25 protein-coding genes are annotated in these 24,426 nt (G+C 72.7%); 8 read left to right on the top strand and 17 right to left on the bottom strand.

The window, feature by feature from the left end; translation table 11 throughout:
- Positions 1-55: 55 nt before the first annotated feature.
- Together PKE99_RS23350 and PKE99_RS23345 are read right to left on the bottom strand one after the other, a co-directional pair.
- Positions 56-466 (bottom strand): LapA family protein, encoded by a 411-nt coding sequence (locus PKE99_RS23350; RefSeq protein ID WP_051737567.1) that lies wholly within the window; start codon positions 464-466, stop codon positions 56-58.
- A 137-nt stretch (positions 467-603) separates the two neighbouring features.
- Positions 604-1,062, bottom strand: a complete 459-nt coding sequence (locus tag PKE99_RS23345; protein ID WP_037047026.1) for a GNAT family N-acetyltransferase — start codon at positions 1,060-1,062, stop codon at positions 604-606.
- A 61-nt stretch (positions 1,063-1,123) separates the two neighbouring features.
- Here PKE99_RS23345 and PKE99_RS23340 point away from each other — a divergent pair, with 61 nt between their 5' ends.
- Together PKE99_RS23340 and PKE99_RS23335 are read left to right on the top strand one after the other, a co-directional pair.
- Positions 1,124-2,506, top strand: a complete 1,383-nt coding sequence (locus tag PKE99_RS23340; protein ID WP_037047025.1) for a mycothione reductase — start codon at positions 1,124-1,126, stop codon at positions 2,504-2,506.
- Positions 2,507-2,605: 99 nt separating this feature from the next.
- Positions 2,606-3,589 (top strand): acyl-CoA desaturase, encoded by a 984-nt coding sequence (locus tag PKE99_RS23335; RefSeq protein WP_081924202.1) that lies wholly within the window; start codon positions 2,606-2,608, stop codon positions 3,587-3,589.
- A 56-nt stretch (positions 3,590-3,645) separates the two neighbouring features.
- Here PKE99_RS23335 and PKE99_RS23330 read toward each other — a convergent pair whose 3' ends face one another.
- Positions 3,646-4,467 carry a lysophospholipid acyltransferase family protein gene (locus tag PKE99_RS23330; RefSeq protein WP_231498245.1) on the bottom strand — a complete coding sequence of 274 codons (822 nt, stop codon included), beginning with the start codon at positions 4,465-4,467 and terminating at the stop codon, positions 3,646-3,648.
- Between the two features lie 165 nt (positions 4,468-4,632).
- Here PKE99_RS23330 and PKE99_RS23325 point away from each other — a divergent pair, with 165 nt between their 5' ends.
- A complete protein-coding gene (locus PKE99_RS23325; RefSeq protein ID WP_051737591.1) occupies positions 4,633-5,334 on the top strand; it encodes an alpha/beta hydrolase in 702 nt (233 codons plus the stop codon).
- Positions 5,335-5,481: 147 nt separating this feature from the next.
- Here the strand turns inward: PKE99_RS23325 and PKE99_RS23320 are convergent, their stop codons facing one another.
- The 10 genes from PKE99_RS23320 to dxr form a co-directional block, all read right to left on the bottom strand.
- Positions 5,482-6,051, bottom strand: a complete 570-nt coding sequence (locus tag PKE99_RS23320) for a pyridoxamine 5'-phosphate oxidase family protein (protein WP_037047023.1) — start codon at positions 6,049-6,051, stop codon at positions 5,482-5,484.
- Positions 6,052-6,082: 31 nt separating this feature from the next.
- Positions 6,083-6,628, bottom strand: coding sequence for a TIGR03086 family metal-binding protein (locus tag PKE99_RS23315; protein WP_037047021.1), 546 nt, complete (start codon positions 6,626-6,628; stop codon positions 6,083-6,085).
- 46 nt (positions 6,629-6,674) lie between these two features.
- Positions 6,675-7,526 carry a type I methionyl aminopeptidase gene (gene map, locus PKE99_RS23310; RefSeq protein ID WP_037047019.1) on the bottom strand — a complete coding sequence of 284 codons (852 nt, stop codon included), beginning with the start codon at positions 7,524-7,526 and terminating at the stop codon, positions 6,675-6,677.
- 283 nt (positions 7,527-7,809) lie between these two features.
- A complete protein-coding gene (locus PKE99_RS23305) occupies positions 7,810-8,193 on the bottom strand; it encodes a DUF3054 domain-containing protein (protein ID WP_037047018.1) in 384 nt (127 codons plus the stop codon).
- Positions 8,194-9,173: 980 nt separating this feature from the next.
- A complete protein-coding gene (locus PKE99_RS23300; protein ID WP_037047017.1) occupies positions 9,174-10,994 on the bottom strand; it encodes a penicillin-binding transpeptidase domain-containing protein in 1,821 nt (606 codons plus the stop codon).
- Positions 10,995-11,040: 46 nt separating this feature from the next.
- Positions 11,041-11,877, bottom strand: a complete 837-nt coding sequence (locus tag PKE99_RS23295; RefSeq protein ID WP_037047016.1) for a GNAT family N-acetyltransferase — start codon at positions 11,875-11,877, stop codon at positions 11,041-11,043.
- A 100-nt stretch (positions 11,878-11,977) separates the two neighbouring features.
- Positions 11,978-13,123 carry a flavodoxin-dependent (E)-4-hydroxy-3-methylbut-2-enyl-diphosphate synthase gene (ispG, locus tag PKE99_RS23290; RefSeq protein ID WP_037047015.1) on the bottom strand — a complete coding sequence of 382 codons (1,146 nt, stop codon included), beginning with the start codon at positions 13,121-13,123 and terminating at the stop codon, positions 11,978-11,980.
- 87 nt (positions 13,124-13,210) lie between these two features.
- Positions 13,211-13,702 carry a phosphatase domain-containing protein gene (locus PKE99_RS23285; RefSeq protein ID WP_037047014.1) on the bottom strand — a complete coding sequence of 164 codons (492 nt, stop codon included), beginning with the start codon at positions 13,700-13,702 and terminating at the stop codon, positions 13,211-13,213.
- 39 nt (positions 13,703-13,741) lie between these two features.
- Entirely contained in the window at positions 13,742-15,034 is a 1,293-nt protein-coding gene (locus tag PKE99_RS23280; RefSeq protein WP_037047013.1) for a M50 family metallopeptidase, read from the bottom strand.
- The gene (gene dxr, locus PKE99_RS23275) at positions 15,031-16,206 is read right to left on the bottom strand and encodes a 1-deoxy-D-xylulose-5-phosphate reductoisomerase (protein ID WP_037047012.1); all 1,176 of its coding nucleotides are present in this window, start codon (positions 16,204-16,206) and stop codon (positions 15,031-15,033) included. Before dxr ends, PKE99_RS23280 begins: the two co-directional genes overlap by 4 nt.
- An 81-nt stretch (positions 16,207-16,287) precedes the next feature.
- On the opposite strand from dxr, the gene PKE99_RS23270 reads away from it, so the two are divergent.
- Together PKE99_RS23270 and ligD are read left to right on the top strand one after the other, a co-directional pair.
- Positions 16,288-16,539: a DUF2631 domain-containing protein gene (locus tag PKE99_RS23270; protein ID WP_037047011.1), complete on the top strand. Its 252-nt coding sequence runs from the start codon at positions 16,288-16,290 to the stop codon at positions 16,537-16,539.
- Between the two features lie 16 nt (positions 16,540-16,555).
- The gene (gene ligD, locus PKE99_RS23265; protein WP_037047009.1) at positions 16,556-17,512 is read left to right on the top strand and encodes a non-homologous end-joining DNA ligase; all 957 of its coding nucleotides are present in this window, start codon (positions 16,556-16,558) and stop codon (positions 17,510-17,512) included.
- Between the two features lie 57 nt (positions 17,513-17,569).
- Here the strand turns inward: ligD and mug are convergent, their stop codons facing one another.
- The 4 genes from mug to PKE99_RS23245 form a co-directional block, all read right to left on the bottom strand.
- Positions 17,570-18,124: a G/U mismatch-specific DNA glycosylase gene (gene mug / locus PKE99_RS23260; protein ID WP_037047007.1), complete on the bottom strand. Its 555-nt coding sequence runs from the start codon at positions 18,122-18,124 to the stop codon at positions 17,570-17,572.
- A 78-nt stretch (positions 18,125-18,202) separates the two neighbouring features.
- Positions 18,203-18,658 (bottom strand): MarR family winged helix-turn-helix transcriptional regulator, encoded by a 456-nt coding sequence (locus PKE99_RS23255; protein WP_231498244.1) that lies wholly within the window; start codon positions 18,656-18,658, stop codon positions 18,203-18,205.
- A 60-nt stretch (positions 18,659-18,718) separates the two neighbouring features.
- Positions 18,719-19,786, bottom strand: coding sequence for an ATP-dependent DNA ligase (locus tag PKE99_RS23250; RefSeq protein WP_037047006.1), 1,068 nt, complete (start codon positions 19,784-19,786; stop codon positions 18,719-18,721).
- 119 nt (positions 19,787-19,905) lie between these two features.
- Positions 19,906-20,907 (bottom strand): LacI family DNA-binding transcriptional regulator, encoded by a 1,002-nt coding sequence (locus PKE99_RS23245; RefSeq protein ID WP_306470751.1) that lies wholly within the window; start codon positions 20,905-20,907, stop codon positions 19,906-19,908.
- Positions 20,908-21,255: 348 nt separating this feature from the next.
- Between PKE99_RS23245 and PKE99_RS23240 the strand changes: the two genes are divergently transcribed.
- From PKE99_RS23240 to PKE99_RS23230, 3 genes are read left to right on the top strand one after another with little or no spacing between them, the layout of a single operon-like run.
- Complete coding sequence (locus PKE99_RS23240; RefSeq protein ID WP_037047166.1) at positions 21,256-22,605, top strand: ABC transporter substrate-binding protein; 1,350 nt, start codon at positions 21,256-21,258, stop codon at positions 22,603-22,605.
- Positions 22,602-23,543 (top strand): carbohydrate ABC transporter permease, encoded by a 942-nt coding sequence (locus PKE99_RS23235; protein ID WP_037047004.1) that lies wholly within the window; start codon positions 22,602-22,604, stop codon positions 23,541-23,543. The genes PKE99_RS23240 and PKE99_RS23235 overlap by 4 nt, the downstream gene beginning before the upstream one ends.
- Complete coding sequence (locus PKE99_RS23230; protein ID WP_037047002.1) at positions 23,543-24,418, top strand: carbohydrate ABC transporter permease; 876 nt, start codon at positions 23,543-23,545, stop codon at positions 24,416-24,418. Before PKE99_RS23235 ends, PKE99_RS23230 begins: the two co-directional genes overlap by 1 nt.
- Positions 24,419-24,426 lie beyond the last annotated feature (8 nt).

Here is a 24,426-nt window from a genome sequence, read left to right as displayed (position 1 = left end):
CCTGATCCACACCCGGGCAGGGAAGGTCGCCTCCCCTGCCCGGTCCCGGATCGGCCTACGGCGCCCGGCGCCCCTTCCGTGCCGCCCGGCGGAGCTGGACGATCCGCGCAGTGCCGGGGATCGCGACCAGGAGCACCCCGGCGATCGCCGCCAGGAGCAGGGCGACGCCGGTGGGCAGGGTGCCCGCGGCGCCGAGGAAGTAGATCCGCACCGGGTCCAGGTTCTGCAGGATGAAGATCAGCAGGAACAGCAGGACGACCGCGGACAGGATGAGCCCCACCCACATCCCGCCGGTGCGCGTGTGGCCCGCCCCCGACGGCCCGGTGGAGCGCGGCGGCGCCGAGGGGCGGCCGGTCGGCAGCACCGAGGTCGCGTCCGGGTCCGGCGTGCCGTTCTGCCCCGGCGGGGCGGTCCCCTCCTGTGTGGACGGCCCGGTCCCGGTCGGCCGGGCCTGCTCGTCGCTCATCGCTCTCCTCCGCTGCCGCGCTCCCGGACGTCCGTCCGGGTGGCCGGAGTACCCCGCAGCCGCGCCCGGTACGCCGGGAACGCGAGGTCACTGCGACGGGTGAGCCGGAGTGCTCTGCCCGGACCGTGTCTCCGTCCTCAGCGCGCGGGACGCCGCATCGGCAGGTGCGCGACGCCGTCCCAGTCGTAGGCCGGGCCGGTCGCCTCGAACCCGTAGCCGCGGTAGAAGTCGGCGAGGTGCTCCTGGGCGTCGAGCACGCAGGCGCCGTCGCCGATCTCCGCGATCGCGGCGTCCATCAGCTGCTTGCCGAGCCCGCGCCCACGCGCGGTCTTCGCCGTGCACAGCCGCCCGATCCGGTAGCCGCCGTCGGGCTCCTTGAGCAGCCGCAACGTCCCGAGGACGGCGGCGGGCTCGCCGTGCCCGGTCAGCCAGTAGTGCCGGGCGCGCTCCTCGAGGTCCCGCCCGTCGAGCTCACCGTAGGGGCAGGCCTGCTCGACCACGAAGACGTCGACGCGCAGCCTGAGCAGCTCGTAGAGGGTGGCGGCGTCGAGGTCGAGGGCCCAGGATCGGCGGAGCGTGGCGGCGGTCTCGGTCATGGCCCGTGCCTACCAGACTTCCGGTCGCGCCGACGCGGCCGCGGGCGATTAGCCTCGTCCCGTGCCCCACCACGATCTCGTCGTCATCGGTACCGGATCCGGCAACACGTTCCTCGACGAGCGGTACGCCGACAAGGACGTGGCCCTCGTCGAGCACGGCGTCTTCGGCGGGACGTGCCTGAACGTGGGGTGTATCCCGACGAAGATGTACGTCTACGCGGCCGACGTCGCCGAGCACGTCCGGCGGGCGGCGAAGTACGGCGTCGACGCGAGCATCGACAAGATCCGCTGGAGCGACATCCGGGACCGGGTCTTCGGGCGCATCGACCCGATCTCGGCGGGCGGGCGGGAGTACCGGGTCCAGCGCAGCCCCAACATCACCGTGTACTTCGGGCACGCCTCGTTCACCGGGCCGCGGGCCCTGCGCGTCGAGCGCACGGACGGCTCGGGCGAGGACGAGCTGACCGCCGACCAGGTCGTCGTCGCCGCGGGCGGCCGGCCGATGATCCCGCCGGTGATCGCGAAGTCCGGGATCCCGTACGAGACGTCGGACACCGTCATGCGGATCGACGACGTCCCGCGGCGGCTGGCCGTCATCGGTGGCGGCTACATCGCCGCCGAGTTCGCGCACGTCTTCTCCGCGCTCGGCAGCAAGGTCACCCTGGTCGTGCGGGGCAGCCGACTGCTCAAGTCGCACGACGGAACCATCTCGCAGGCCTACACGGATCTCGCGGTCCAGGGCTCCCGCATCGACGTCAAGCTCAGCACGCAGGTGAAGCGGGCCTCGCGGACCGGCGACGAGACCACCCTCGAGCTCGACGACGGCACCACCCTGGCCGCGGACGTCGTCCTCGTCGCCGCGGGCCGCGTCCCCAACGGCGACCGGATGAACCTGGGCGCCGCCGGCATCGGCACCCACTCGGACGGCCGGATCGAGGTCGACCGCTTCCAGCGCACGAGCGCGAAGGGGGTGTGGGCGATGGGCGACGTCAGCTCGCCCTGGCAGCTCAAGCACGTCGCCAACCGGGAGGCGAAGGTCGTGGGGCACAACGTCCTGCACCCGGACGACCTGGTCGAGATCGACCACCGGTACGTCCCCTCGGCGGTGTTCACCGACCCGCAGGTCGCGAGCGTCGGGAAGACCGAGGAGCAGTGCCGGGAGATCGGCATCGACTACGCGGTCAAGGTCCAGCGCTTCGGCGACGTCGCCTTCGGCTGGGCCATGGAGGACACCACCAGCCTCTGCAAGGTCATCGCGGAGAAGGGCACCGGCCGGCTGCTCGGCGCGCACATCATGGGGCCGGACGCGTCGTCGCTGATCCAGCCGCTGATCCAGGCGATGTCCTTCGGGCTGCACGCCCGTGAGATGGCCACCGGCCAGTACTGGATCCACCCGGCCCTTCCCGAGGTGGTGGAGAACGCACTCCTCGGCCTGGACATCTGATCTCGCCATCGCGGTGAGGGTCCACTTACCCTGGACGGGCCGATCCGCCGCGGCCGACCTCCCGGGGCCGGGCCGCAGACCGACACACGAGGTACCCGCATGACCCTGGCCGCCCAGCCGGAGCAGACCCAGCCGGAGCAGACCCAGCCGGAAGCCCGCACCGGGCCGAAACCCGTCCTCGCCGGGACGCGCGGCCTCCCCCAGCAGGTCGGGGTCTACGTCTTCGTGTTCACGCCCCTGGTCGCGCTGCTGGCCGCCATCCCGCTGGCCGTGACCGTCGGGTTCCTCGGCTGGTCGGACGTCGTCATCGGCCTCGTGTTCTACGTGGTCAGCGGCTTGGGCATCACCGTCGGGTACCACCGCTACTTCACGCACGGCTCGTTCAAGGCCACCCGCGGGCTGAAGATCGCGCTCGCGATCGCCGGCAGCCTCGCCATGCAGGGCCCGGTGATCAAGTGGGTCGCCGACCACCGCCGGCACCACGCGTTCTCCGACAAGGAGGGCGACCCGCACTCCCCCTGGCTCTTCGGCACGTCGGCCCGGGCGTTGGCCAAGGGCTTCTGGCACTCGCACACCGGCTGGCTGTTCGACCGGAACCTCACCAACGAGGAGCGCTTCACCCCGGACCTGCTGGCCGACGACGACCTGCGCCGGATCGACTCGCTCTTCGGCCTCTGGAGCGTGCTGACCCTGCTGGTCCCCGCCGCGCTCGGCGGGCTGGTCACCTGGTCCTGGTGGGGCGCGCTCACGGCGCTGTTCTGGGCCGGGCTGGTCCGCGTGGCGCTGCTGCACCACGTCACCTGGTCGATCAACTCGATCTGCCACATGTGGGGCGAGCGGCCCTACGCCGCGCGGGACCGCTCCGCCAACGTCTGGTGGCTCGCCGTCTTCTCCTTCGGCGAGTCCTGGCACAACCTGCACCACGCCGACCCGACCTGCGCGCGGCACGGCGTCCGCAAGGGCCAGATCGACCTCTCCGCGATCACGATCCGGGCCTTCGAGAAGCTGGGGTGGGCCACCGCGGTCCGCTGGCCCACCACCAAGCGCCTCGACCGCCTCGCCAAGGACCCCGCCGCCGCCTGACCGGCGGCGCGATCCCGCACCTGCCGTGCCGGACGTCGGTTCCGCGTGCGAGCCCCTCAGCTCGCCGCAGGGGGCTCCGCGACGGGCCGGGGAGGGCCGGCGGGGGTGGGCGTGGCGGCGGGGTCGTAGGGCTCCGCGGGCGGCGTCTCCCCCCGCACCTGCCCGACGAGCTCGGTGACGGCCGACATGATCGCCGCGGTGGCGCCGTCGAGGTTGGTCCTCGTCCGCGGCTTGCCGACGTACGCCGACAGGTCGACCGGCGGCCCGGCCACCACGCTGACGCGCTTCCGCGGCCAGATCGAGGGCTTCCCGTCGGTCGGCAGGACGTCCTGCGTACCCCAGTTGGCCAGCGGGATCACCGGCACCCCGGTCATGACCGCGATCCGCCCGATCCCGTTCTTCGCCTTCATCGGCCAGCCCGCGGGGTCGGCCGTGTACGTCCCCTCGGGGTAGAACACCACGACCTCGCCGCGCTCGAGCGCCGCGACGGCCTCCTTGTACGCGTCGGTGGCCCGGGAGGACTGCCGGTACACCGGGATGTGCCCGCCCTTGCCGAGGACCGAGCGCACGACCGGGACGTCCCACAGCTCCGACTTAGCGAGGTAGCGCGGCATCCGCCGGTGCGAGATCACGAACGCGGTGTCGAAGATCGGGTCGGACGACGACACGTGGTTGGCCGCGATGAGCACGCCGCCGGTCCGCGGGATCCGCTCGCCGCCCGACCAGCCGAGCTTCGTGAAGAGCATGACGAACGGCCAGATCAGCTCGATGGCGAGGCCGAACCAGAAGCCCGAGCCGCGACGCCGGCGGCGCAGCGTCAGCAGCAGGCGCCGGCGGGCCGTCAGCGGCGGCGGCAGGTCCGGTTCGGGACTCGTCACGTCTCCTCCATCGGTCGGGTGTGCCCCCGATCCTCGCCCACGGCGGACGGGCGGCCGGGCCCGGGTCGGGCGAGGATCTGCGAGGTGTGACACGTCTCCCAGGACACCAGCCGCCGGGGCGGGTGGAATCGGAGGAACTACGGAGCCCGATCAGCTGGAGTGGACGTGCCCGACCGCCTGCCGCGCCTCGAACCCGTCGGACCGCAGCCGGCCCGGCCGGCCGCGCTGGCCGTCGTCGCGCACGGGGGCAGCGCCAACGCCACCGACTCCGGCGGCCGGCGCCGGCTCGCGTACTGGCGGATGATGCCCTTCGCTCGGGCGCTCGCGCGGACCGACGGCCTCGCCGTCCTCATGCTGCGGTACCGGCTGCGCGGCTGGAACGGCGCCGCCCGCGACGCCGCCCGGGACGCCGAGGAGACGCTGGCCGTGCTGCACGAGCGCCGTCCGGGCTTGCCGACGGCGCTGGTCGGGCACTCGATGGGCGGCCGCGCCGTGCTGCACGCCGCCGGCGCGCCGGACGTGCGGGCCGTCGCCGCCCTGGCCCCCTGGCTCGACGGCACCGACCCCGTCGAGCAGCTCGCCGGCCGGAGCGTCCTGATCGCCCACGGCGACCGCGAACGCATGACCGATCCGCGCGAGTCGCTGGCCTACGCCGTCCGCGCACGCCGGGTGACCGAGCGGGTCGCGCGGTTCGACGTCCTCGGGGACGGGCACGCCATGCTCCGCCGCGCCCCGGAGTGGCACGCCCTCGTCACCCGCTTCGTGCTCGGCGAGCTCGGGCTCGGCCCGCAGGACCCGGCGATCGCGGACGCCATGCGGCGGCCCACCCCGGATGGCCTCCAGGTGCCCCTCTCCGGAGTCCGATGAGTACGGTCGCGGTGATCTGTTCCCTCTGCGATCGTCGGGTGGTCCGGTCGGGGTGGACGACGTGTCCGAGGGGGAGGACGACGGGTGACCGAGTCCGCGGCCGTCGGCGCCCGGCCGGTGCCGCGCGGCGGGTTCAGCCCGGCGGGTTCAGCCCGGCGTGACCATACCGGGCAGGCCGTCGAGGCTGACGTCGTTGCGGGTGCGGTGGTACTCGACCAGTTGCTCGGGCGACTTCTTGTCCAGCGCCTTGTCCAGGATGTCGCGTTCCTCGACCAGGTCCATGCGCGGCACGGCGAACCCGCACGAGTCGGCCACCCGCGTGACGTCGACGGTCACCACCGAACGCGCCCCGTGAAGGCGGCTCGTGCCGGCCTCGCCGAACCCGGCCACGGCCTCCTCGAACCCGGGCTCGCCGACGGCCACGACCCGGCCGGTCCCGTGCAGCCGCAGGATGGTCGGGCGACCCTCGAAGGCGCAGAACATCAGGCAGATCCGCCCGTTCTCCCGCACGTGGGCCACGGTCTCGATGCCGCTGCCGGTGAGGTCGAGGTAGGCGACCGTGTGGGCGTCGAGCACCCGGAAGGTGCCGCGCGTGCCCTTCGGCGACAGGTTGATCAGGCCGTCGCCGGCGAGCGGGGCCGTACCGACGAAGAAGACCGGCTGCCGCTCCAGCCACTCCCACAGCTTCGGCGTGATGCCGTCGTAGACCGTGCTCACGATCCGAGGGTAGAGCCGGACCCCCTCCCCATCACCAGGCTTTCCGGCCGGTCTCCGCGAGCAGGCGGGTGTGCGCGTCGGCGTCGGACGGCGGGGTGAGGGCGGACCCGAACACGGTTCCGGCGTCGCGGACCTCCTGGGGTATGCCCTGGACCTGTCCGGCGATCCGGGTCACCTCGTCCTCCGGGATCACCACCTCGAGCCCCGTCGCCCGGCCCAGATCCCAGCGGTGCAACACCAGGTCGAACGTCACGAAGTTGTCGACGGACCACTCGAAGGTCTGCGTGCCGAACATGCCGTCGTACGTCGTGCCGGCCCGCTCGGGGTTCTCGAGGTCGGCCTGCACGATCCGCCTGACGTGCGCGAACGCCTCCGCGCGGTCCTCCGGGACCGACTCGGGCCTGCGTCCCACCAGGCCCAGGAACATGCCGTGCACGTCGACGACGTGCGACACGACGTCGGCCGCGGTCCACCCCTCGCAGGGCGACTGCGCCGACCAGCGGTCCGCGGGGACGGCGGCGATAGTGGCCGCGAAAGCGTCCGCATGCCGGGCGTAACGGTCCGAGATCTCCGTCATGCGCCCAGCGTGGCACCGCGCGCAGTGCCGGAATAGGAGATACCCGTCAGGGCAGGGTGAGGATCTCCGCTCCGTCGGGCGTGACGAGCACGGTGTGCTCGAACTGCGCGGTCCTCTTCCGGTCCTTGGTGACGACCGTCCAGCCGTCGTCCCAGATGTCGTAGTCGATCGTGCCGAGCGTGATCATCGGCTCGATCGTGAACGTCATGCCCGGCTCGAGGACGGTGTGGACGTCGGGCTGGTCGTAGTGGAGCACCACGAGGCCGCTGTGGAACGACCGGCCGATGCCGTGCCCGGTGAAGTCGCGGACCACGCCGTAGCCGAATCGCTTCGCGTAGGACTCGATGACCCGTCCGACGACGTTGAGCTCGCGGCCCGGCCGCACCGCCTTGATGGCGCGCATCGTGGCCTCGCGGGTGCGCTCGACCAGCAGCCGGTCCTCCTCGCTCACGTCGCCGGCCAGGAAGGTGGCGTTGGTGTCGCCGTGCACGCCGCCGATGAAGGCGGTGACGTCGATGTTCACGATGTCGCCGTCGTTGATCACCGTCGTGTCGGGGATCCCGTGGCAGATGACCTCGTTCAGGCTGGTGCAGCAGGACTTCGGGAAGCCGCGGTAGCCCAGCGTCGACGGGTAGGCGTCGTGGTCGACCAGGAACTCGTGGACCACGCGGTCGACCTCGTCCGTGGTGACGCCGGGCCGCACGGCCTCGCCGCCCACCTGCAGCGCCTGCGCCGCGATCCGGCTCGCGACCCGCATCGCCTCGATGGTCTCCGGCGTCTGCACGTCCGAGTCCCGGCTCGGCGACGGCGCCTTCTTCCCGACGTACTCCGGCCGCGGGATGTGGGCGGGGACGTCACGGATCGGGGTCGGCGCGCCGGGAACGAGAACTGCGGTCACGCCCCGACTGTAGCTCGCAGCTCCTACGCCCTTCCGCCCACGGCAGCGCAGGTCGCACCGGACGCAACGCTCGCACAGCAGGTCGGCGCTGGACGGGGTGCGGGCGTGGGAGCAGGGATGGGGCGTGTGCGGATGGGACGGGCCTGAGACGGGGTGCACGCGGGACCGGTGCATGTTCGAGACGGCGTTGCAGGCGCGGGGCCGGCGCCGGCCGGTTCGGGACGGGATGCAGGCGCGAGGGTGGGTGCACGCGCTGGACGGGTTAGGCGCGCGGGAGGGTGCGTCAACGGACGGAGGTGCGGCGGCGGGAGAGGTGCGAGGTGAGGGCGGCGATCCCCCGCCAGCCCAGCAGGAACACCGCCAACGAGACCGTGGCGACGATGGCGAAGCTCACGGGCAGACGGCCGGTGAAGGCGGCGCGGAGCAGCAGGCCGAGGACCGCACTGCCGGCAAGGACCAGCGCGCCCGCCTTGATCCCGACGGGATGCGCCCGCACCCACGGCGTGGCCCAGGCGGCGACCGTGCCCACCAGGAAGGGCGCGGCGGTGCCGAGCAGCCCGACCACGCTGCCCGCCTCCTCGTGGCTCGCGCGCCCGATCGCGGCGAACACCAGCACGGCGACGGCGTCGGCGGCGAAGGCGAGGACGGGGATGCGGGGACGGCGCACGGGACGAGCCTACGCCCGCCCTCGACGGGAGAGTCGCAGCGCCACATCACAACCCCACGCGCACACGACCGACGACCAACGCCGCCAAGATCGCCGAACGCGTGCAGTCAGTGAGCCTCGAACCACCCTCCCCGCACCGAACCGGCGATCACGATCTTCCGAACCGCCCCGGCCGCAGCGCCACGCGCTCACGCCCGACGCCTAGCGCCGCCATGATCGCCGACCGCGTGCGGAAGGGCGCCCCGCTCAGCTACAGCCGCACGAAACCGCCGACCAGCGCCGCCATGATCGCCGAACGCGTGCAGCCAGGTCGCTCCGCACCGCCACAGCCACACGGAACCGCCGATCAACGCCGCCAAGATCGTCGAACGCGTGCGATCAGGGCGCACCGAACCGCCACAGCCGCACCGGACCGCTGATCACGACCCCTGCAGACCCGCCACGGCCGTAGCGCCACGTCCCGCCCCACTCACCCACGCCCGACGACCAGCGCCGCCATGATCGCCGGACGCGTGCAACCAGGGCGCTCCGCACCGCCACAGCCGCACGGAACCGCCGATCAAGGCCACCAAGATCGTCGAACGCGTGCGATCAGGGCGCACCGAACCGCCACAGCCGCACCGGACCGCTGATCACGACCCCTGCAGACCCGCCACGGCCGTAGCGCCACGTCCCGCCCCACTCACCCACGCCCGACGACCAGCGCCGCCATGATCGCCGGACGCGTGCAACCAGGGCGCCCCGCGCCGCCACAGCCGCACGGAACCGCCGATCAACGCCACCAAGATCGTTGAACGCGTGCCATCACGGCGCCCCGCAGCGCCACGGCCACACCGGACCGCCGACCACAATCCCCAGCGCCACAGCCGTAGCGCCACGTCACGACCCCCGCGCTCACGCCCGACGACGAGCGCCATCATGATCGTCAATCTCGTGCAGCCAGGGCGCCGCGCACCGCCACAGCAGCACGCAACCGCCGATCACGACCCCTGCAGACCCGCTAGGAAGCGCTGGGCGATCCCGACCGCCGGGCCTGAGGAGCCGCCGTCGACCACGAGCACGGCGAAGGCGAGGTCGCCGCGGTAGCCCACGAACCACCCGTGCGCCCGGTTCGTCCCATTCTGGCTGTACTCGGCGGTGCCGGTCTTGCCGTACACCTCGCCGGACCCGCGCAGGCCGGTGGCGGTGCCCGCCGTGACCACCTGCCGCATCATCGGGCGCAGCTGCTCGAGCGCCGCCGCGTCCGGCTGCGTCGCGGCGGTGACCGTGGCGGTGGGCCGGTCGCGGATGAGCTGCGGGACGACCGGGGCGCCGTGCGCAACCGTTGCCGCCACCAGGGCCATGCCGAAGGGCGTGGCGACGACCAGCCCCTGGCCGAAGCCGTCCTCGGCGCGCTGGACGAGGTCGTCGGCCGGCGGGACGTTGCCGGTCACGGTGGTGAGCCCGGGCACCGTGTAGTCCGCCCCGAACCCGAGCTGCAGCCCGGCGGTGGGCAACGCGTCGGGGGCCAGCTGGGAGGCGAGGGTGGCGAAGGTCGTGTTGCAGGAGCGGGCGAAGGCCTGCTGCAGCGGGACCGTGCCCAGCACGAACTCGTCCTCGTTCGGCACCACCCGGCCGCCGATGGACGTCGTGCCGGGGCAGGGCTCCGGCGTCGTCGACGTGACGCCGAGGTTCTGCAGCGCCGCGTTGGCGGTCACGATCTTGAACGTGGAGCCCGGCGGGTACCGGCCGGTGAACGAGATCGCCCCGGCCTGGTCGGCGGCGGCGTTCTGCGCCGCGGCGAGGACGTCGCCGGTCGACGGCTGGACCGCCACGATCGCGACCTGCTGCGGCAGTGAGTCCGCGGCGTCCTCGGCGGCGGCCTGGATGGTGCGGTCCAGGCTGACCTGGGCGGTCGTGCCGGGGGTGACGGGCTGCTCGGTCAGCGTCTTCTGCGTGGCCCCGGTGCCGTCGACGGCGTCGACGGACCAGCCGTCCTTCCCGTTGACCTGCGCCGCGACCTCGGTCCGCACGCCCGGCAGCACCTGGGAGGCGAAGTCGGCGTCGGGCGCCAGCAGCCGCGACGACGAGGTGAACCGCACCCCCGGCAGGTCGTAGATCTCCCCGCGGACGGTCTGGTAGTCGGTCTCGCGCAGCACCGCGACGGTGTAGGCCTGCCCGTCGGGCGTGCGCGCCGCGCCGTCGGTGATCGACTGCTGGGTGATCTCGCGGTCGATCGGGCCGAGGGCCCGCGCGAGCGCCCCGGTCACGGCGTTGAGGTCGCCGGTCGCCTTGCGGTCCAGCAGGATCGTGACGACGGTCGTCGGCGCGAGCAGGGGCGTCCCGTTGCGGTCGGTCACCGGGGCCGGATCCGGGCTGGTCGTGCGCAGCGCGAGGGCCTGCCCCGTCTGCAGGTCCGGGTGCACCGCGCCAGGCACCCAGTGGATCCGCCAGCCGGTCTCCGCGTCCGGAGCCGGCTGCAGGTCCAACTGCGCGAGGTAGCTCCAGCGCCGGTCCTGCCCGAGGTCCCAGGTCACGTTGACCGAGGCCGACGACCGCTGACCCGCCGTGCGGACCTGCGCGACCTCCGCGCTGATCGCGGCCGGTCTCAGCGCGGTGCGGACCGAGCCGAGGAGCTCGCGGGCGGCCGCGGCGTCGTCCGTCTGCGCGGCGGCCCCGGCGTCGTCGCCCCCGGTCCAGGCCTGCACGTACGCGTCGACGGTGTCCTGCGGGCCGCTGTCGCCGAACAGGCCGCACCCGGCCGTCGCGAGCACCGTGACCAGCGCGAGCAGGAGGGCCGGGATCCGGGCGGGTCGGGGCACGACCCGAGTATGCCGACGGCCCGGGACGCGTGCCGCGGGGGCCCGCCTAGAAGAGGACCGTGGCGAAGCTCGCGACCTGTGTGAACCCGATCCGGTCGTAGGTGCGGCGGGCGGGCGTGTTGAAGCCGTTGACGTAGAGGCTGGAGATCCGGCCGAGCGCGGTGAGCCGCTCGACCACGGCCGCGGTGCCGACCGTGCCGAGGCCCTCGCCGCGGCGCGCCGGGTGCACCCACACACCCTGGATCTGCCCGACCCGCGCGGACATCGCGCCGATCTCGGCCTTGAACACGACCTCGCCGTTCTCGTCGAAGCGGGCGAACGCCCGGCCGGCGGAGATCAGCTCCGAGACCCGCGCGCGGTAGCCCGCACCACCGTCGCCGGCGCGGGGGTCCACGCCGACCTCCTCGGTGAACATCGCGATCGCGGCCGGCAGGTACCGGTCGATCTCCTCCGGCCGGACCGGGCGGACCAGCGGGTCCGGCGCGATCCGCGGCGGGCCGGCCAGGACCATCAGCGGCTGGTCGGCGCGCACCTCGCGGGCCGGCGCCCAGCTCGGGGCGAGCTCCTCCCACAGCGGCAGGACGAGCTCGGCGCGGCCGACGAGCGACGAGCAGGAGCGGCCGTGCCGGCGGGCGCGGTCGGCGAAGGCGCGGATGGCCCCGCGCTGCCCGCGCAGCGGGACGAGGTTGGCACCGGAGAAGCAGAGGCCCTCGAGCCGGGAGCCCGAGGCCCAGATCTCGCCGCCGAGCCGCCAGGGGTCGAGCCCGGCGGCCTCGACCCGCGCCGCGACCATGCACGACGCCACCGGGTCGGCCTCCAGGGCAGCGCGGACGCCTCCGCGGTCCCGATCATCGAGCAACCGAGCCCCGGCGACCCTCAGCACCCCTCTACGGTGCCACACGCGGGGCGTGCTGCCTACGCCAGGATCACCGGTCCGATCACCGGCACGGTCACCCCCGCCCCGCAGGACGTTCATCCGGCGCTCACCCCACGGTCACCGACGGCTCGCCGGCGCCCTCCTCCATCGTCTCGGCGATCTTCATCGCCTCCTCGATCAGGGTCTCGACGATGGCGTGCTCGGGCACGGTCTTGATGACCTCGCCCTTGACGAAGATCTGGCCCTTGCCGTTGCCCGACGCCACGCCGAGGTCGGCCTCGCGGGCCTCGCCCGGGCCGTTGACCACGCAGCCCATGACGGCGACGCGCAACGGCACCTCCATGCCGGTGAGCCCGGCGGTGACCTCGTCGGCCAGCTTGTAGACGTCCACCTGGGCGCGCCCGCACGAGGGGCAGGAGACGATCTCCAGGCGGCGCGGCTTGAGGTTCAGCGACTCGAGGATCTGCCGGCCGACCTTGACCTCCTGCACCGGCGGGGCCGACAGCGACACGCGGATGGTGTCGCCGATGCCCCGCGAGAGCAGTGCGCCGAACGCGACGGCGGACTTGATCGTGCCCTGGAACTCCGGCCCGGCCTCGGTGACGCCGAGGTGCAGCGGGTAGTCGCACTGCTCGGCCAGCAGCTCGTAGGCCCGGACCATGACGACCGGGTCGTTGTGCTTGACCGAGATCTTGATGTCGTGGAAGTCGTGCTCGGCGAACAGGCTCGCCTCCCACATCGCCGACTCGGCCAGCGCCTCCGGGGTGGCCTTGCCGTACTTCTGCAGCAGCCGCTTGTCCAGCGAGCCCGCGTTGACGCCGATCCGGATCGGGGTGCCGTGGTCCTTGGCGGCCTTGGCGATCTCCTTGACCTGGTCGTCGAACTTGCGGATGTTGCCCGGGTTCACGCGCACGGCCGCGCAGCCGGCCTCGATCGCGGCGAAGACGTACTTCGGCTGGAAGTGGATGTCCGCGATCACCGGGATCTGCGCCTTGCGGGCGATCGCCGGCAGCGCGTCGGCGTCGTCCTGGCTCGGGCAGGCGACGCGCACGATGTCGCAGCCCGCGGCGGTCAGCTCGGCGATCTGCTGCAGGGTGGAGTTGACGTCGGAGGTCAGGGTGGTGGTCATCGACTGCACCGAGATGGGGTGCTCGCTGCCGACCCCGACCGTCCCGACCATCAGCTGCCGCGTCGGACGGCGCGGCGCCAGGGTGGGAGCGGGGGTCGAGGGCATGCCCAGGGAGACGCTCACGACCCCCAGTATGCGCCTCTTACGCCGCCCGGATCGTGTGACCCGGATCCGTCACCTGCCGTTCACCCCTGTCGCGGGTGCGCAGGATCAGGTGCGGCCCTTGGTCTCCTGGGCGTCCTGCAGGGTCGACGAGTGCGGCAGCCAGGTCGCCAGCTCGACCGGCCAGCCGTCCGCCTCCAGCACGCGGACGACGGCGGGGTCGTCGTCGACCACGGAGGCGATCTCGCGGCGGTCGGAGAGCAGGCGCAGGACCTCGCGCTTCATCAGCCGGGCCGGCCGGTAGTCGTCGTCCTCCCGCATGAAGAGCGGGCCGGTGGGCAGGCCGTGCCCACCGAGCCAGCGCTCGGTGAGCCGCCGGTTCCGCTCGGGCCGCCCGGTGAGGTAGACGACGTCGTGGTCGGACTGGGCGGCCCGCAGCCGGTCCGCGCCCTCCTCGAGCAACGGGTCGACGTCCGCCGCCGCGAAGAACCGCTCCCAGCGCTGCGGCCGGGCACGCAGGTGGTGCAGGCGGTGCGTGACGTCGGCCAGGACGCCGTCGATGTCGAAGACGGCCAGGGGGCGGGCTCCGTTGCGGGTCACAGCACGATCACCGGTCCAGTATCGCCGGTGATCGCGGTCTCAGCTCAGCCGGACCGGGTTGATGACGTCCGCGACGAAGACCAGCGCGCTCCAGCCGATGAAGATCAGCGCGACGGTCATGGCCACCGGCATGAGCTTGGCCGCGTCGACCGGCCCGGGGTCGGGCTTGCCGCGCAGCATCGCCAGCCGCCGCCGGATCGCCTCCCAGATGGCCGGGAAGATCTGGCCGCCGTCGAGCGGCGGGATCGGCAGCAGGTTGAACAGGAACAGCGAGATGTTGACCAGCGCCAGCAGCGACAGGAACGCGGAGATCTCCTGGCCCGGCGGGGCGTCGCTGGCGAGGATCTGACCCCCGATCCGGGAGGCGCCCACGATCCCGACCGGCGAGTCCTGGTCGCGCTCCTCGCCGAGGAAGACCGCGCCGAACAGGTTCGGCACGCGCTGCGGCATCTCGACGAGCTTCTGCCCCACCTGGCCCACGATGTCGACCATCGTGGTGCCGACGGCGTCGATCCCCTGGCGCTGGATCTCGCGCAACGGCGAGAGGCCGAGGAAGCTGGCCTGCTCGGTCTTCTCCGGGTCGTCGAGGTCCGGCAGCTCGGTGGTGATGAGCGTCGGCGTCAGCGTGACCTGCTGCCCGCCCCGGTCGACGACGACGGTGACGGTGCCGCTCGCCTTCCGGATCGCGGCCTGCAGGTCCTCCCACCGCTCGAACGGCTGCCCGTCGAACGACACGATCCGGTCGCCGGCCTGGAAGCCGGCGGCCGCGGCGGGGGTGAGCGGCGCGTTCGGCGGGCACGTGTCGGTCTGCGTGGCCGTGGCGGGCAGGACGCACTGGCTGACCGTGCTCACGGTGAGCGTGGAGGTCATCTGCCCGAAGCCCATCAGCACGATCGCGAACAGCACGACCGCGAGGACCAGGTTCATGATCGGCCCGGCGGCCATCACGATGATCCGCTTCCACGGGCGGCGGGTGTAGAACTGCCGGTCCGCGTCCTCCGGCCCGACGTCGGCCATCGAGGCCTGCCGGGCGTCGTCGATCAGGCCCTGGAACGGGCCGGTCCGCCGGCTGCGCCCGTACACCTCGCCCTTGGCGGGCGGGAGCATGCCGATCATCCGGACGTAGCCGCCGAGCGGGACGGCCTTCACGCCGAACTCGGTCTCCCCGACCTTGCGCGACCAGACGGTCCTGCCGAACCCCACGAAGAACTCGGGCACCTTGATCCCGAACCACTTCGCCGTGGCGAAGTGGCCGAGCTCGTGCCAGGCGACCGAGAACAGGATGCCCAGGAAGAAGACGACGATCCCGACGATCGTCCAGAGGATGGTCACAGCACTCTCTCCTGTGCGTGGGCCCGCGCCCACTGCTCCGCTTCCAGGACGTCCGCCACGGTAGCGGGGTCACCCGTCCAGGCGTCCGCGGCCTGCAGCACGCGCTCCAGCTCGTCGGTGATGTCCGGGTAGCCGATCCGGCCGGCCACGAAGGCCGCGACCAGCTCCTCGTTGGCCGCGTTGAACACCGCGGGCAGGCACCCGCCGGCCTCCCCCGCCGCGCGGGCCAGCCGCACGCCCGGGAAGGCCTCGTGGTCGAGCGGCTCGAAGGTCCAGCTCTGCGCGGTGTCCCAGGTGCACTGCGGGGCCGCGCCGGGCACCCGGTCCGGCCAGCCGAGCGCGAGCGCGATCGGCAGCCGCATGTCCGGCGGGCTGGCCTGGGCGATCGTGGCGCCGTCGGCGAACGTGACCATGGAGTGCACGATCGACTGCGGGTGCACCACCACGTCGATCCGGTCGTAGGGCACGTCGAAGAGCAGGTGCGCCTCGATCAGCTCCAGACCCTTGTTGACGAGGGTGGCCGAGTTGATCGTGACGACCGGGCCCATGTCCCACGTCGGGTGCTTGAGGGCGTCCTCGACCGACACGTGCTCGAGATCGCGGCGCGGCCGCCCGCGGAACGGCCCGCCCGACGCCGTGAGCACCAGCCGGGCGACCTCCTCCCGGCTGCCCCCGCGCAGGCACTGCGCCAGCGCGGAGTGCTCGGAGTCGACGGGCACGAGCTGCCCCGGGGCCGCGGCGTCGAGCACCAGCGGTCCGCCGGCGACCAGCGACTCCTTGTTGGCCAGCGCGAGCACCGCCCCCGAGCGCAGGGCGGCGAGGGTGGGGCCGAGGCCACGCGATCCGGTGATGCCGTTGAGCACGACGTCGACCGGGGTGGACTCCACCAGCTCGGCGGCCGCGCCCGGCCCGTCGAGCACCTCGACCGCGCCGTCTCCCGCCCGACCCAACTCCTCGCGCAGCCGGGCCGCGGCCGCCGGGTCGGCGACGGCGACCCGGCCCGCCCCGGTGGCCTTGACCTGCGACGCGAGCAGCCCGACGTCGCCGCCGCCCGCAGCGAGGCCGGCCACGGTGAACCGGCCGGCCGCCTTCTCGACGACCTCCAGGGCCTGGGTCCCGATCGAGCCGGTCGAGCCCAGGACCAGCACCGACCGCGGTGGGTTCGCGTTCATCACCGCCCATCATCCCCGGCGCGGTGTTGTGCGACGATGAGGCCCGCACGACACGTGCCCACGCGGACACAGGAGGAACTCATGGCGAGCAGCTCCCGCGAGCTGGCGAAGGTCGACCCCGCGGACGAGCCCTCGGCCGAGTGGGGCTGGCACGGCACCTTCCCGAAGGCCATCCCGACGGCCGGTGTCGTCGTCGCGATCCTGCTGTGCCTGATCCTGATCGGCCACCACGCGAGCTGGACGGAGATCCTCTACGCCGTCGTGCCCGCCGTGGTGATCCTCCTGGCCGTGATCCTCGGGACGATCCGCAAGCGCAACGACTGGCGGCGCTGAGCCACCGGGCCGGCCTGTGGCGGGGGACGCGGTCGAGCTGGAGGTCGGGGACCGCACGGTCCGGCTCTCCAGTCCCGAGCGCGTGTACTTCGCCGCCCGGGGTGAGACCAAGCTGGACCTCGCCCGCTACTACCTCGCCGTCGGCGACGGCATCGTCCGTGCCCTCCGCGAGCGGCCCTGCATGCTGCACCGCTTCCCCACCGGCACGGACGGCGAGAAGGTGCACCAGAAGCGTCTGCCGCGGGGCGCGCCGGACTGGGTCCGCACCGTGCGCGTGCACTTCCCCCGCTACAACCGGCACGCGGACGAGCTGTGCGTGACGCATCCCGCGGACGTCGTCTGGGCCGTACAGATGTCCACGGTCGAGTTCCACCCCTGGAACTCCCGCGCCGCCGACACCGAGTCGCCGGACGAGTGGCGCATCGACCTCGACCCGATGCCCGACGCGTCGTACGCGGACGTCCGGCGGGTCGCACACGTCGCCCGTGAGGTGCTCGACGAGCTGGGCGCCACGGGCTACCCCAAGACGTCGGGCGGCAAGGGGATGCACGTCTACGTGCGGATCCCGCCGGAGCACGGGTTCGCCGAGGTGCGCCGGGCCGCGCACGCGTTCGCCCGCGAGGTGGAGCGGCGCTGCTCGATCGTCGACCTGAGCTGGTGGCGCAAGGACCGCGACCCGAAGTCGATCTTCGTCGACTACAACCAGAACGCGCGCGACCACACCATCGCCTCGGCCTACTCGGTGCGCGGCACCCCGGAGGGCCGGGTGTCCACGCCGATCCGGTGGGACGAGATCGACTCGGCCGAGCCCGGCGACTTCACCATCGCCACCGTCCCGGCCCGGTTCGCCGAGCTCGGCGACCTGCACGCCGGCATCGACGACGACGCCTTCCGCATCGAGCCGCTGCTGGAGTGGGCGGACCGGGACGCCCGCGACTCGGGGACGGACGTTCCGGACCTCGACGACCTGTGAGCGGCGACTGCCCCTAGAGGGGCACTCGCCACGCACGACCCCCGGTGACCTGCGGTGTCAGAAGGCTGCGGCCCGCAGCCGCGCGAACTCCTCGGTGAGCGTGGCGCGCGACCAGTGGGCGTTCAGACCGCTGGGGTTGGGCAGCACCCAGATCCGCGTGGCGCCGAGCGCGGGCTCCTGCGCCCCGACCAGCGCGCCACGATCGGCGAAGGCCGTGCGGTAGGCCCCCATCCCGACCACGGCGAGCCAGCTCGGGCGCAGCCGCTCCACCAGCGCGCGCAGCACCTCGCCGCCCTCGAGCAGCTCGGCGTCCGACAGCTCGTCCGCCCGGGCGGTGGGCCGGGCGGCCATGTTGGTGATACCGAGGCCCCAGCCCGGCAGCTCGCCCTGCTCGTCCGGGCGCAGCAGCCGCGGCGTGAACCCGGAGTCGTGCAGCACCGGCCAGAAGCGGTTGCCGGGGCGGGCGAAGTGGTGGCCCGTGGCCGCCGAGACGAGCCCCGGGTTGATGCCGCAGAAGAGCACCCGCAGGGCCGGGTCGTCCGGTCCCGGCAGGACGTCCGGGAGCAGGCGCTCCCGTGCGGCCTCCAGTTCGGCCGCGGTCGGCATCGCCATGGGCTCATCATCGCCGCAGGCGGGAGGGCGCGCACCCGGACCCGGACGGAAGGGCCCGTTCGGGCGGGTCCGGCCGGTTCAGGAGAGGTTGCGGGCCATCCGCCGTAGGACCGCGACGGTGGCGCGGTACTCGTCGTCGCTGATGCCGTCGGTGATCCGCGCGCGGTGGTCGCGGACCGCGGCGACCAACCGGCCGCGGGCGGCGGCGCCCGCGGGGGTGATCGTGACGCGTCCGGCCGCCTCCTGCACCCAGCCCTTGGCTCGCAGCTGGTCGAGGACCATGCGGATCTCGGGTCCGGTGCCGCGGAAGGGCGCCAGGGACGAGTCGAGCGCGGCGAGGGTGTCGGCGCCGCCGGCGATCGCGTTGAGGGTCTGCCAGTGGCGGCGGCCGATCCCCTCCCCGGCGAGGGTCCGGTCGAGCGACGACTCGATCAACCGGTCGACGTGTTTGAGCCACCAGCCGATCGGCTTGTCGGCCGAGTGGTCGCAGCCGGGCCCGTGCACGTGTCCGGGCCGGTCGTGGGCGGTGTCCACGGGATCAAGGATGCCCTCTCCCCGCCCGGCTGACCAGCGGCGACGCCGGGGCGCGCCGGATCAGCCGCTCGCCAGCACCTCGGCGAGGTCGAAGGAGACGGGCCGCTCGAGCTGCTCGTAGGTGCACGACCCCGGCTCGCGGTCGGGCCGCCAGCGGACGAACTGGGCGGTGTGCCGGAAGCGCGCGCCCTCCATGTAGTCGTAGCGGACCTCGACGACCCGCTCGGGGCGCAGCGGGGTGAACGACAGGTCCTTGCCCGCGTTCCACCGACTGGTCTCGTTCTTGCGCGGGGTCCGCTCCCCGTCCAGGTGCGCCGCCCAGTTCCAGGGGTGCCCCTCGAACTCCGTGACCAGCGGCTGGAGCTCGGTGAACAGCGATCGCCGGGTCGCCATCGGGAAGGCCCCGACCACGCCGACGGACGCGAGCACGCCCCGGTCGTCGAACAGCCCGAGCAGGAGCGAGCCGATCGCGTCGGGCCCGGACTTGTGCACCCGGTAGCCGGCGACCACGCAGTCGCAGGTGCGCTCGTGCTTGATCTTGGCCATCACCCGCTTGTCGGGCTGGTAGGTCTGGTCGGGCTTCTTGGCGATCAGCCCGTCGAGCCCCGCGCCCTCGAACTGCTCGAACCAGCGGCGCGCCTCGTCGGTGTCGCGGGTCAGCGGGGTGAGGTGGACCGGCGGCTGTGCCTTCGCGAGCGCCTCCTCCAGCCGGGCGCGCCGCACCTCGAAGGGCTCCTCGGTGAGGTCCTCGTCGCCGATCGCGAGCAGGTCGAACGCGATGAAGCTGGCCGGGGTCTGCTCGGACAGCAGCTTCACCCGGCTCGCCGCGGGGTGCACACGCTGCTGGAGGGCCTCGAAGTCGAGGGTGTTGCGGCCGGTGTCGGCCACGACGATCTCGCCGTCGATCACCGCGCGCTCCGGGAAGTTCGCCCGCACCGCCTCGACGACCTCGGGGAAGTACCGGGTCATCGGCCGCTCGTTGCGGCTGCCGATCTCGATCTCGTCGCCGTCGCGGAAGACGATCGACCGGAAGCCGTCCCACTTCGGCTCGTACAGCTGACCGGGCGGGATGTCCTTGACGGGCTTGGCCAGCATCGGCGCGACGGGCGGCATCACGGGCAGGTCCACGCCGTCCAGTGTGGCGTGCGGCGACGACGGAGGCGAGCGGACTCCCCTGCCGGTGGACGCGTTCTCGCAGCTCACCCGAGGTCGTGCGTGGCGACTGCCCCTCTAGGGGCAGTTGCCGCTCACGGGCAGCCGCACGAGTCGCGGTGCACGAACCGGGGGGTGAGACGGGTGGTCACGGGCTCGGCGGTGGGGTCGGCCATGCGGCGCAGCAGCAGTCGCACCGCCTCCCGCCCCATCTCCGCGAAGGGCTGCGCGACGACGGTGAGCCGCGGGGCGAAGAGGTCCGCCCAGGGGAAGTCGTCGAAGCAGGCCAGCGCGACGTCCCGCGGCACGTCGACCCCCGCCTCCCGGAACGCCTGCATCGCCCCGATCGTCATGGAGTTGTTACCGGTGATCACCGCCGTGGGCGGGTGGGCCGTGGCGAGCAGGGCGTGCACGGCGACCCGGGCGGGCTCTTCGGCCGAGTGCCCGTCGACCAGCAGCCGGGGGTCCCGGTCGAGGCCCGCGCGGCGCAGCCCGAGCCGGTAGCCCTCGATCCGTTCGACCGTCGTCTGCAGCCCGGGGTGGCCCGCCACCAGCGCGACGCGGCGGTGCCCGCGCCCGGCGAGGTGGGCGACGAGCCCCGCGACCGCCTCGACGTTCTCGCTGCCGACCTGGTCCATCCGGTCGTCGATCAGCCGGTCGACGAGCACGGTCGGCACGCCGCGGGCGCCCAGGTACTTCAGCGCCTCCCCCGGCCGGGCGGAGGGCGCGAACAGCACGCCGTCGACCCGGCGGGCGTGCAGCCGTCGGATCACCGTGTCCTCGTAGTCGGGGTCCTCGTGCGGGTCGACGAGCAGCAGCGTGTAGCCCTGCCGGGCGGCCTCGGCCTCGATCGCGTGGATCAGCTCGCCGAGGAACGGGTTGGAGATCGCCGAGAGCGCGAGCCCGATCGTGGTGGTGCGGGCGGTGGCGAGCGACTGCGCCACGGAGTTGGGGGTGTAGTCGGCGGCGCGGACGGCGTCGAGCACCAGGGCCCGCGTCGCGGGGCGGACGGCGCGGGTCCCGTTGAGGACGTGGGACACCGTCGCGATCGACACCCCGGCCAGCCGCGCCACGTCGGCCATGGTCGCCACGCGCACCTCCCGCTCCACCGGCCCCGGGCACAGACGGCCCCTTCGGCGTGAGCCGTGTCACCGGATGCAGGGAACCATACGACGTAAGCGGTTGCGCAAGCGCTTAACTTCCCCTTACCGTGCTTCCGTCGTGACATGGAACACGTCCGGTGCGGGGTCTGCACGACGGGGAACCCGCGAAGACAGTCGGTTCCGCCGCGGTGCACCGGGACGGCCCCACGGGCGCCCGCCGCGGCGGGGCGGACGACGGCGACCGATCAGGAGGGCATCGTGGCCCCACCGCACAGGAGATCCGACCGACCGCCCCGTCGCACCCCGGGCCGGCTCCGGCTCGCCCGGTCGGGGCCCCTCGCCCTGCTCGCCGCACTCGCGCTCGCCCTCTCCGGCTGCGCGGGCGCCGGTGACCTCGGCGGCGGGGGCGACGGCCAGCGCACGATCACGATCGCGATCGTGTCCAACCCGCAGATGCAGGACGCCATCCAGCTCTCGCCGCAGTTCGAGGCCGAGAACCCCGGCATCCGGCTGAAGTTCGTGAGCCTGTCCGAGAACGAGGCCCGCGCCAAGATCACGGCGTCGGTCGCCACCGGCGGCGGCGAGTTCGACGCGGTCATGATCTCGAACTACGAGACGCCGCAGTGGGCCGCCAACGGCTGGCTCGTCGACCTCGACCCGCTGATGGCCCGCAGCCCGGGCTACGACGAGAACGACTTCATCCCCGCCGTCCGCGAGGCCCTCTCCGGCCCCGACGGGCACATGTACTCCGTCCCGTTCTACGGCGAGTCGTCCTTCCTGATGTACCGCAAGGACCTCTTCGAGCAGGCCGGGATCACGATGCCGGCGCAGCCGACGTGGCAGGAGATCGCCGCTGCGGCCCAGAAGCTCGACAACCCGGACACGGGCATGTCGGGGATCTGCCTGCGCGGCAAGCCCGGCTGGGGCGAGGTCATGGCGCCGTTCGACACCGTCGCCAACACCTTCGGCGCCCGCTGGTACGACCCGCAGTGGAACGCCCAGCTCACCTCGCCGCAGTTCCGGCAGGCCGCGAACTTCTACGTCGACCTGGTCCGCCAGTACGGCGAGCCCGGCGCCGCGACCAGCGGGTTCAGCGAGTGCGGCACGCAGTTCAGCCAGGGCAACGCGGCCATGTGGTACGACGCCACGGTCGCCGCAGGCATCGTCGAGAACCCGGACGAGAGCCGGGTCGCCGGCAAGGTCGGCTACGCGCCGGCGCCGATCGTCGAGAAGCCCGACTCGGGCTGGCTCTACACCTGGTCGCTCGCCATCCCGAAGACCTCGGACGAGAAGGGCAGCACCGAGGACACCTGGAAGTTCCTGTCCTGGATGACGAGCAAGGAGTACGGGCCGATGGTCGGCCAGCAGCTCGGGTGGGAGCACGTACCGCCCGGCGCCCGGCAGTCGACCTACCAGATCCCCGAGTACGTCGAGGCGTCGAAGGCCTACGCGCAGCAGACGCTCGACGCCATCGCGGCGGCCGACCAGAAGAACCCGACCGTCGAGCCGGTGCCCTACACCGGCGTGCAGTTCCTCGCCATCCCCGAGTTCCAGGACCTCGGCACGCGGGTCAGCCAGCAGCTGTCGGCGGCCATCGCCGGCCAGCAGACGACCGACGAGGCGCTCGACCAGGCCCAGGTCTACGCCGAGACCGTCGGCGAGTCCTACCAGCGACAGGGGGCCGGACAATGACCGTCACCGCCGAGCGGCCCGCGGAGCTCACGCCCCGCCGGCCGGACCGCGGACCGGGATCGCGGGCCGACGGGTGGATCCGCCGCGCCCCGCTGCTGCCGGCGCTGGTCTTCACGATCATCGTCACGCAGCTGCCGTTCCTGTTCACGATCTACTACTCGCTGCAGTCCTGGAACCTGGTGCGCCCGGGCAGCCGGCAGTTCGTGGGCGTGGACAACTACATCCTGGTGTTCACGGACAGCCAGTTCCGCCAGGTCGCCCTCAACACGGTGCTGCTCACCGCGGGCGCCGTGCTGTTCTCGCTGCTCCTGGGGCTGCTGTTCGCCCTGCTCCTGGACCGGGCCTTCTTCGGCCGGGGGTTCATCCGCACGCTGCTGATCACGCCGTTCCTCATCACGCCGGTCGCGGCCGCGCTGCTGTGGAAGACGGTCCTGTTCGACCCGACCTACGGCCTGATCAACTTCGTGCTCTCGCCCTTCGGCGCGGGCGACACGGACTGGATCTCGACGTTCCCGCTGACCTCGGTGATGATCGCCCTGGTCTGGCAGTGGACGCCGTTCATGATGCTGCTGATCCTCGCGGGCCTGCAGAGCCAGCCGCACGACGTACTGGAGGCGGCCCGGGTCGACGGCGCCAACACCTGGGGCGTCTTCCGCGAGGTGACGATCCCGCACCTGCGCCGGTTCATCGAGCTGGGCATCGTGCTCGGCGCGATCTACCTGATCAACACCTTCGACGCCATCTACATGATGACCCAGGGCGGCCCGGGCACCGCCAGCGCGAACCTGCCCTTCTACATCTACCAGCGCGCGTTCCTGGGCTTCGACATCGGACAGTCCGCCGCGATGGGCGTGGTCGTCGTGGTCGCCACGATCATCGTCGCCACGTTCGCCCTGCGGTTGATCTTCCGCAGCTTCTCCGGAGGAGAGGAGACGTGATGGCCGCCCCCACCGCCGAACGTGCGCCCGCCGCGCGCACGGAGGAGCTCGCCCCTGCGAAGAAGGGCAAGGTCGGCTCGAGCCTGCTGACCGTGCTGGCCTGGATCGTCGGCATCGGGTTCTTCTTCCCGATCCTCTGGATGGTCCTCACGGCCTTCAAGCAGGAGGCCGACGCCTACACGTCGCCGCCGAAGCTGTTCTTCACGCCGACGCTGGAGCAGTTCCGCACGGTGTTCGACGCCGGCATCGGCCCGTACCTGCTCAACTCGCTGTTCGCCACGGTCGTCTCGACGATCCTGGTGCTGGCGCTGGCCACGCCCGCGGCGTTCGCGGTGTCGTTGCGCCCGGTGAAGAAGGTCCAGGACGTCCTGTTCTTCTTCATCTCCACGAAGATGCTCCCGGTCGTGGCGGCGATCGTGCCGATCTACGTCGTCGTCAACAACGTCGGGATGCTCGACAACATCTGGACGCTGATCATCCTCTACACGGCCATGAACCTGCCGATCGCCGTGTGGATGATGCGGTCGTTCTTCCAGGAGGTCCCGAAGGAGCTGCTGGAGGCGGCGAGCATGGACGGGGCCTCGCTCGCGCGGTCGCTGCGCGAGGTCGTGCTCCCGGTCATCTCCCCCGGCATGGCGGCCACCGCGCTGATCTGCGTGATCTTCGCGTGGAACGAGTTCTTCTTCGCCGTCAACCTCACCGCGGCGCGGGCCGCGACCGTGCCGGTGTTCCTCGTCGGGTTCATCACCTCCGAGGGGCTGTACTTCGCCAAGCTGTGCGCCGCGGCCACCCTGGCCGCGCTGCCCGTCGTCATCGCCGGGTGGATCGCCCAGAACAAGCTCGTCCAGGGCCTCTCCTTCGGAGCCGTGAAGTGACCGGGGCC

The sequence above is a fragment of the Pseudonocardia halophobica genome (assembly GCF_027922425.1).
In the GTDB taxonomy this organism is placed as follows: Bacteria; Actinomycetota; Actinomycetes; order Mycobacteriales; family Pseudonocardiaceae; genus Pseudonocardia; species Pseudonocardia halophobica.
The sequence above is the reverse complement of the archived record's forward strand: the minus strand, read 5'-3'. Positions and strand labels throughout refer to the sequence as shown.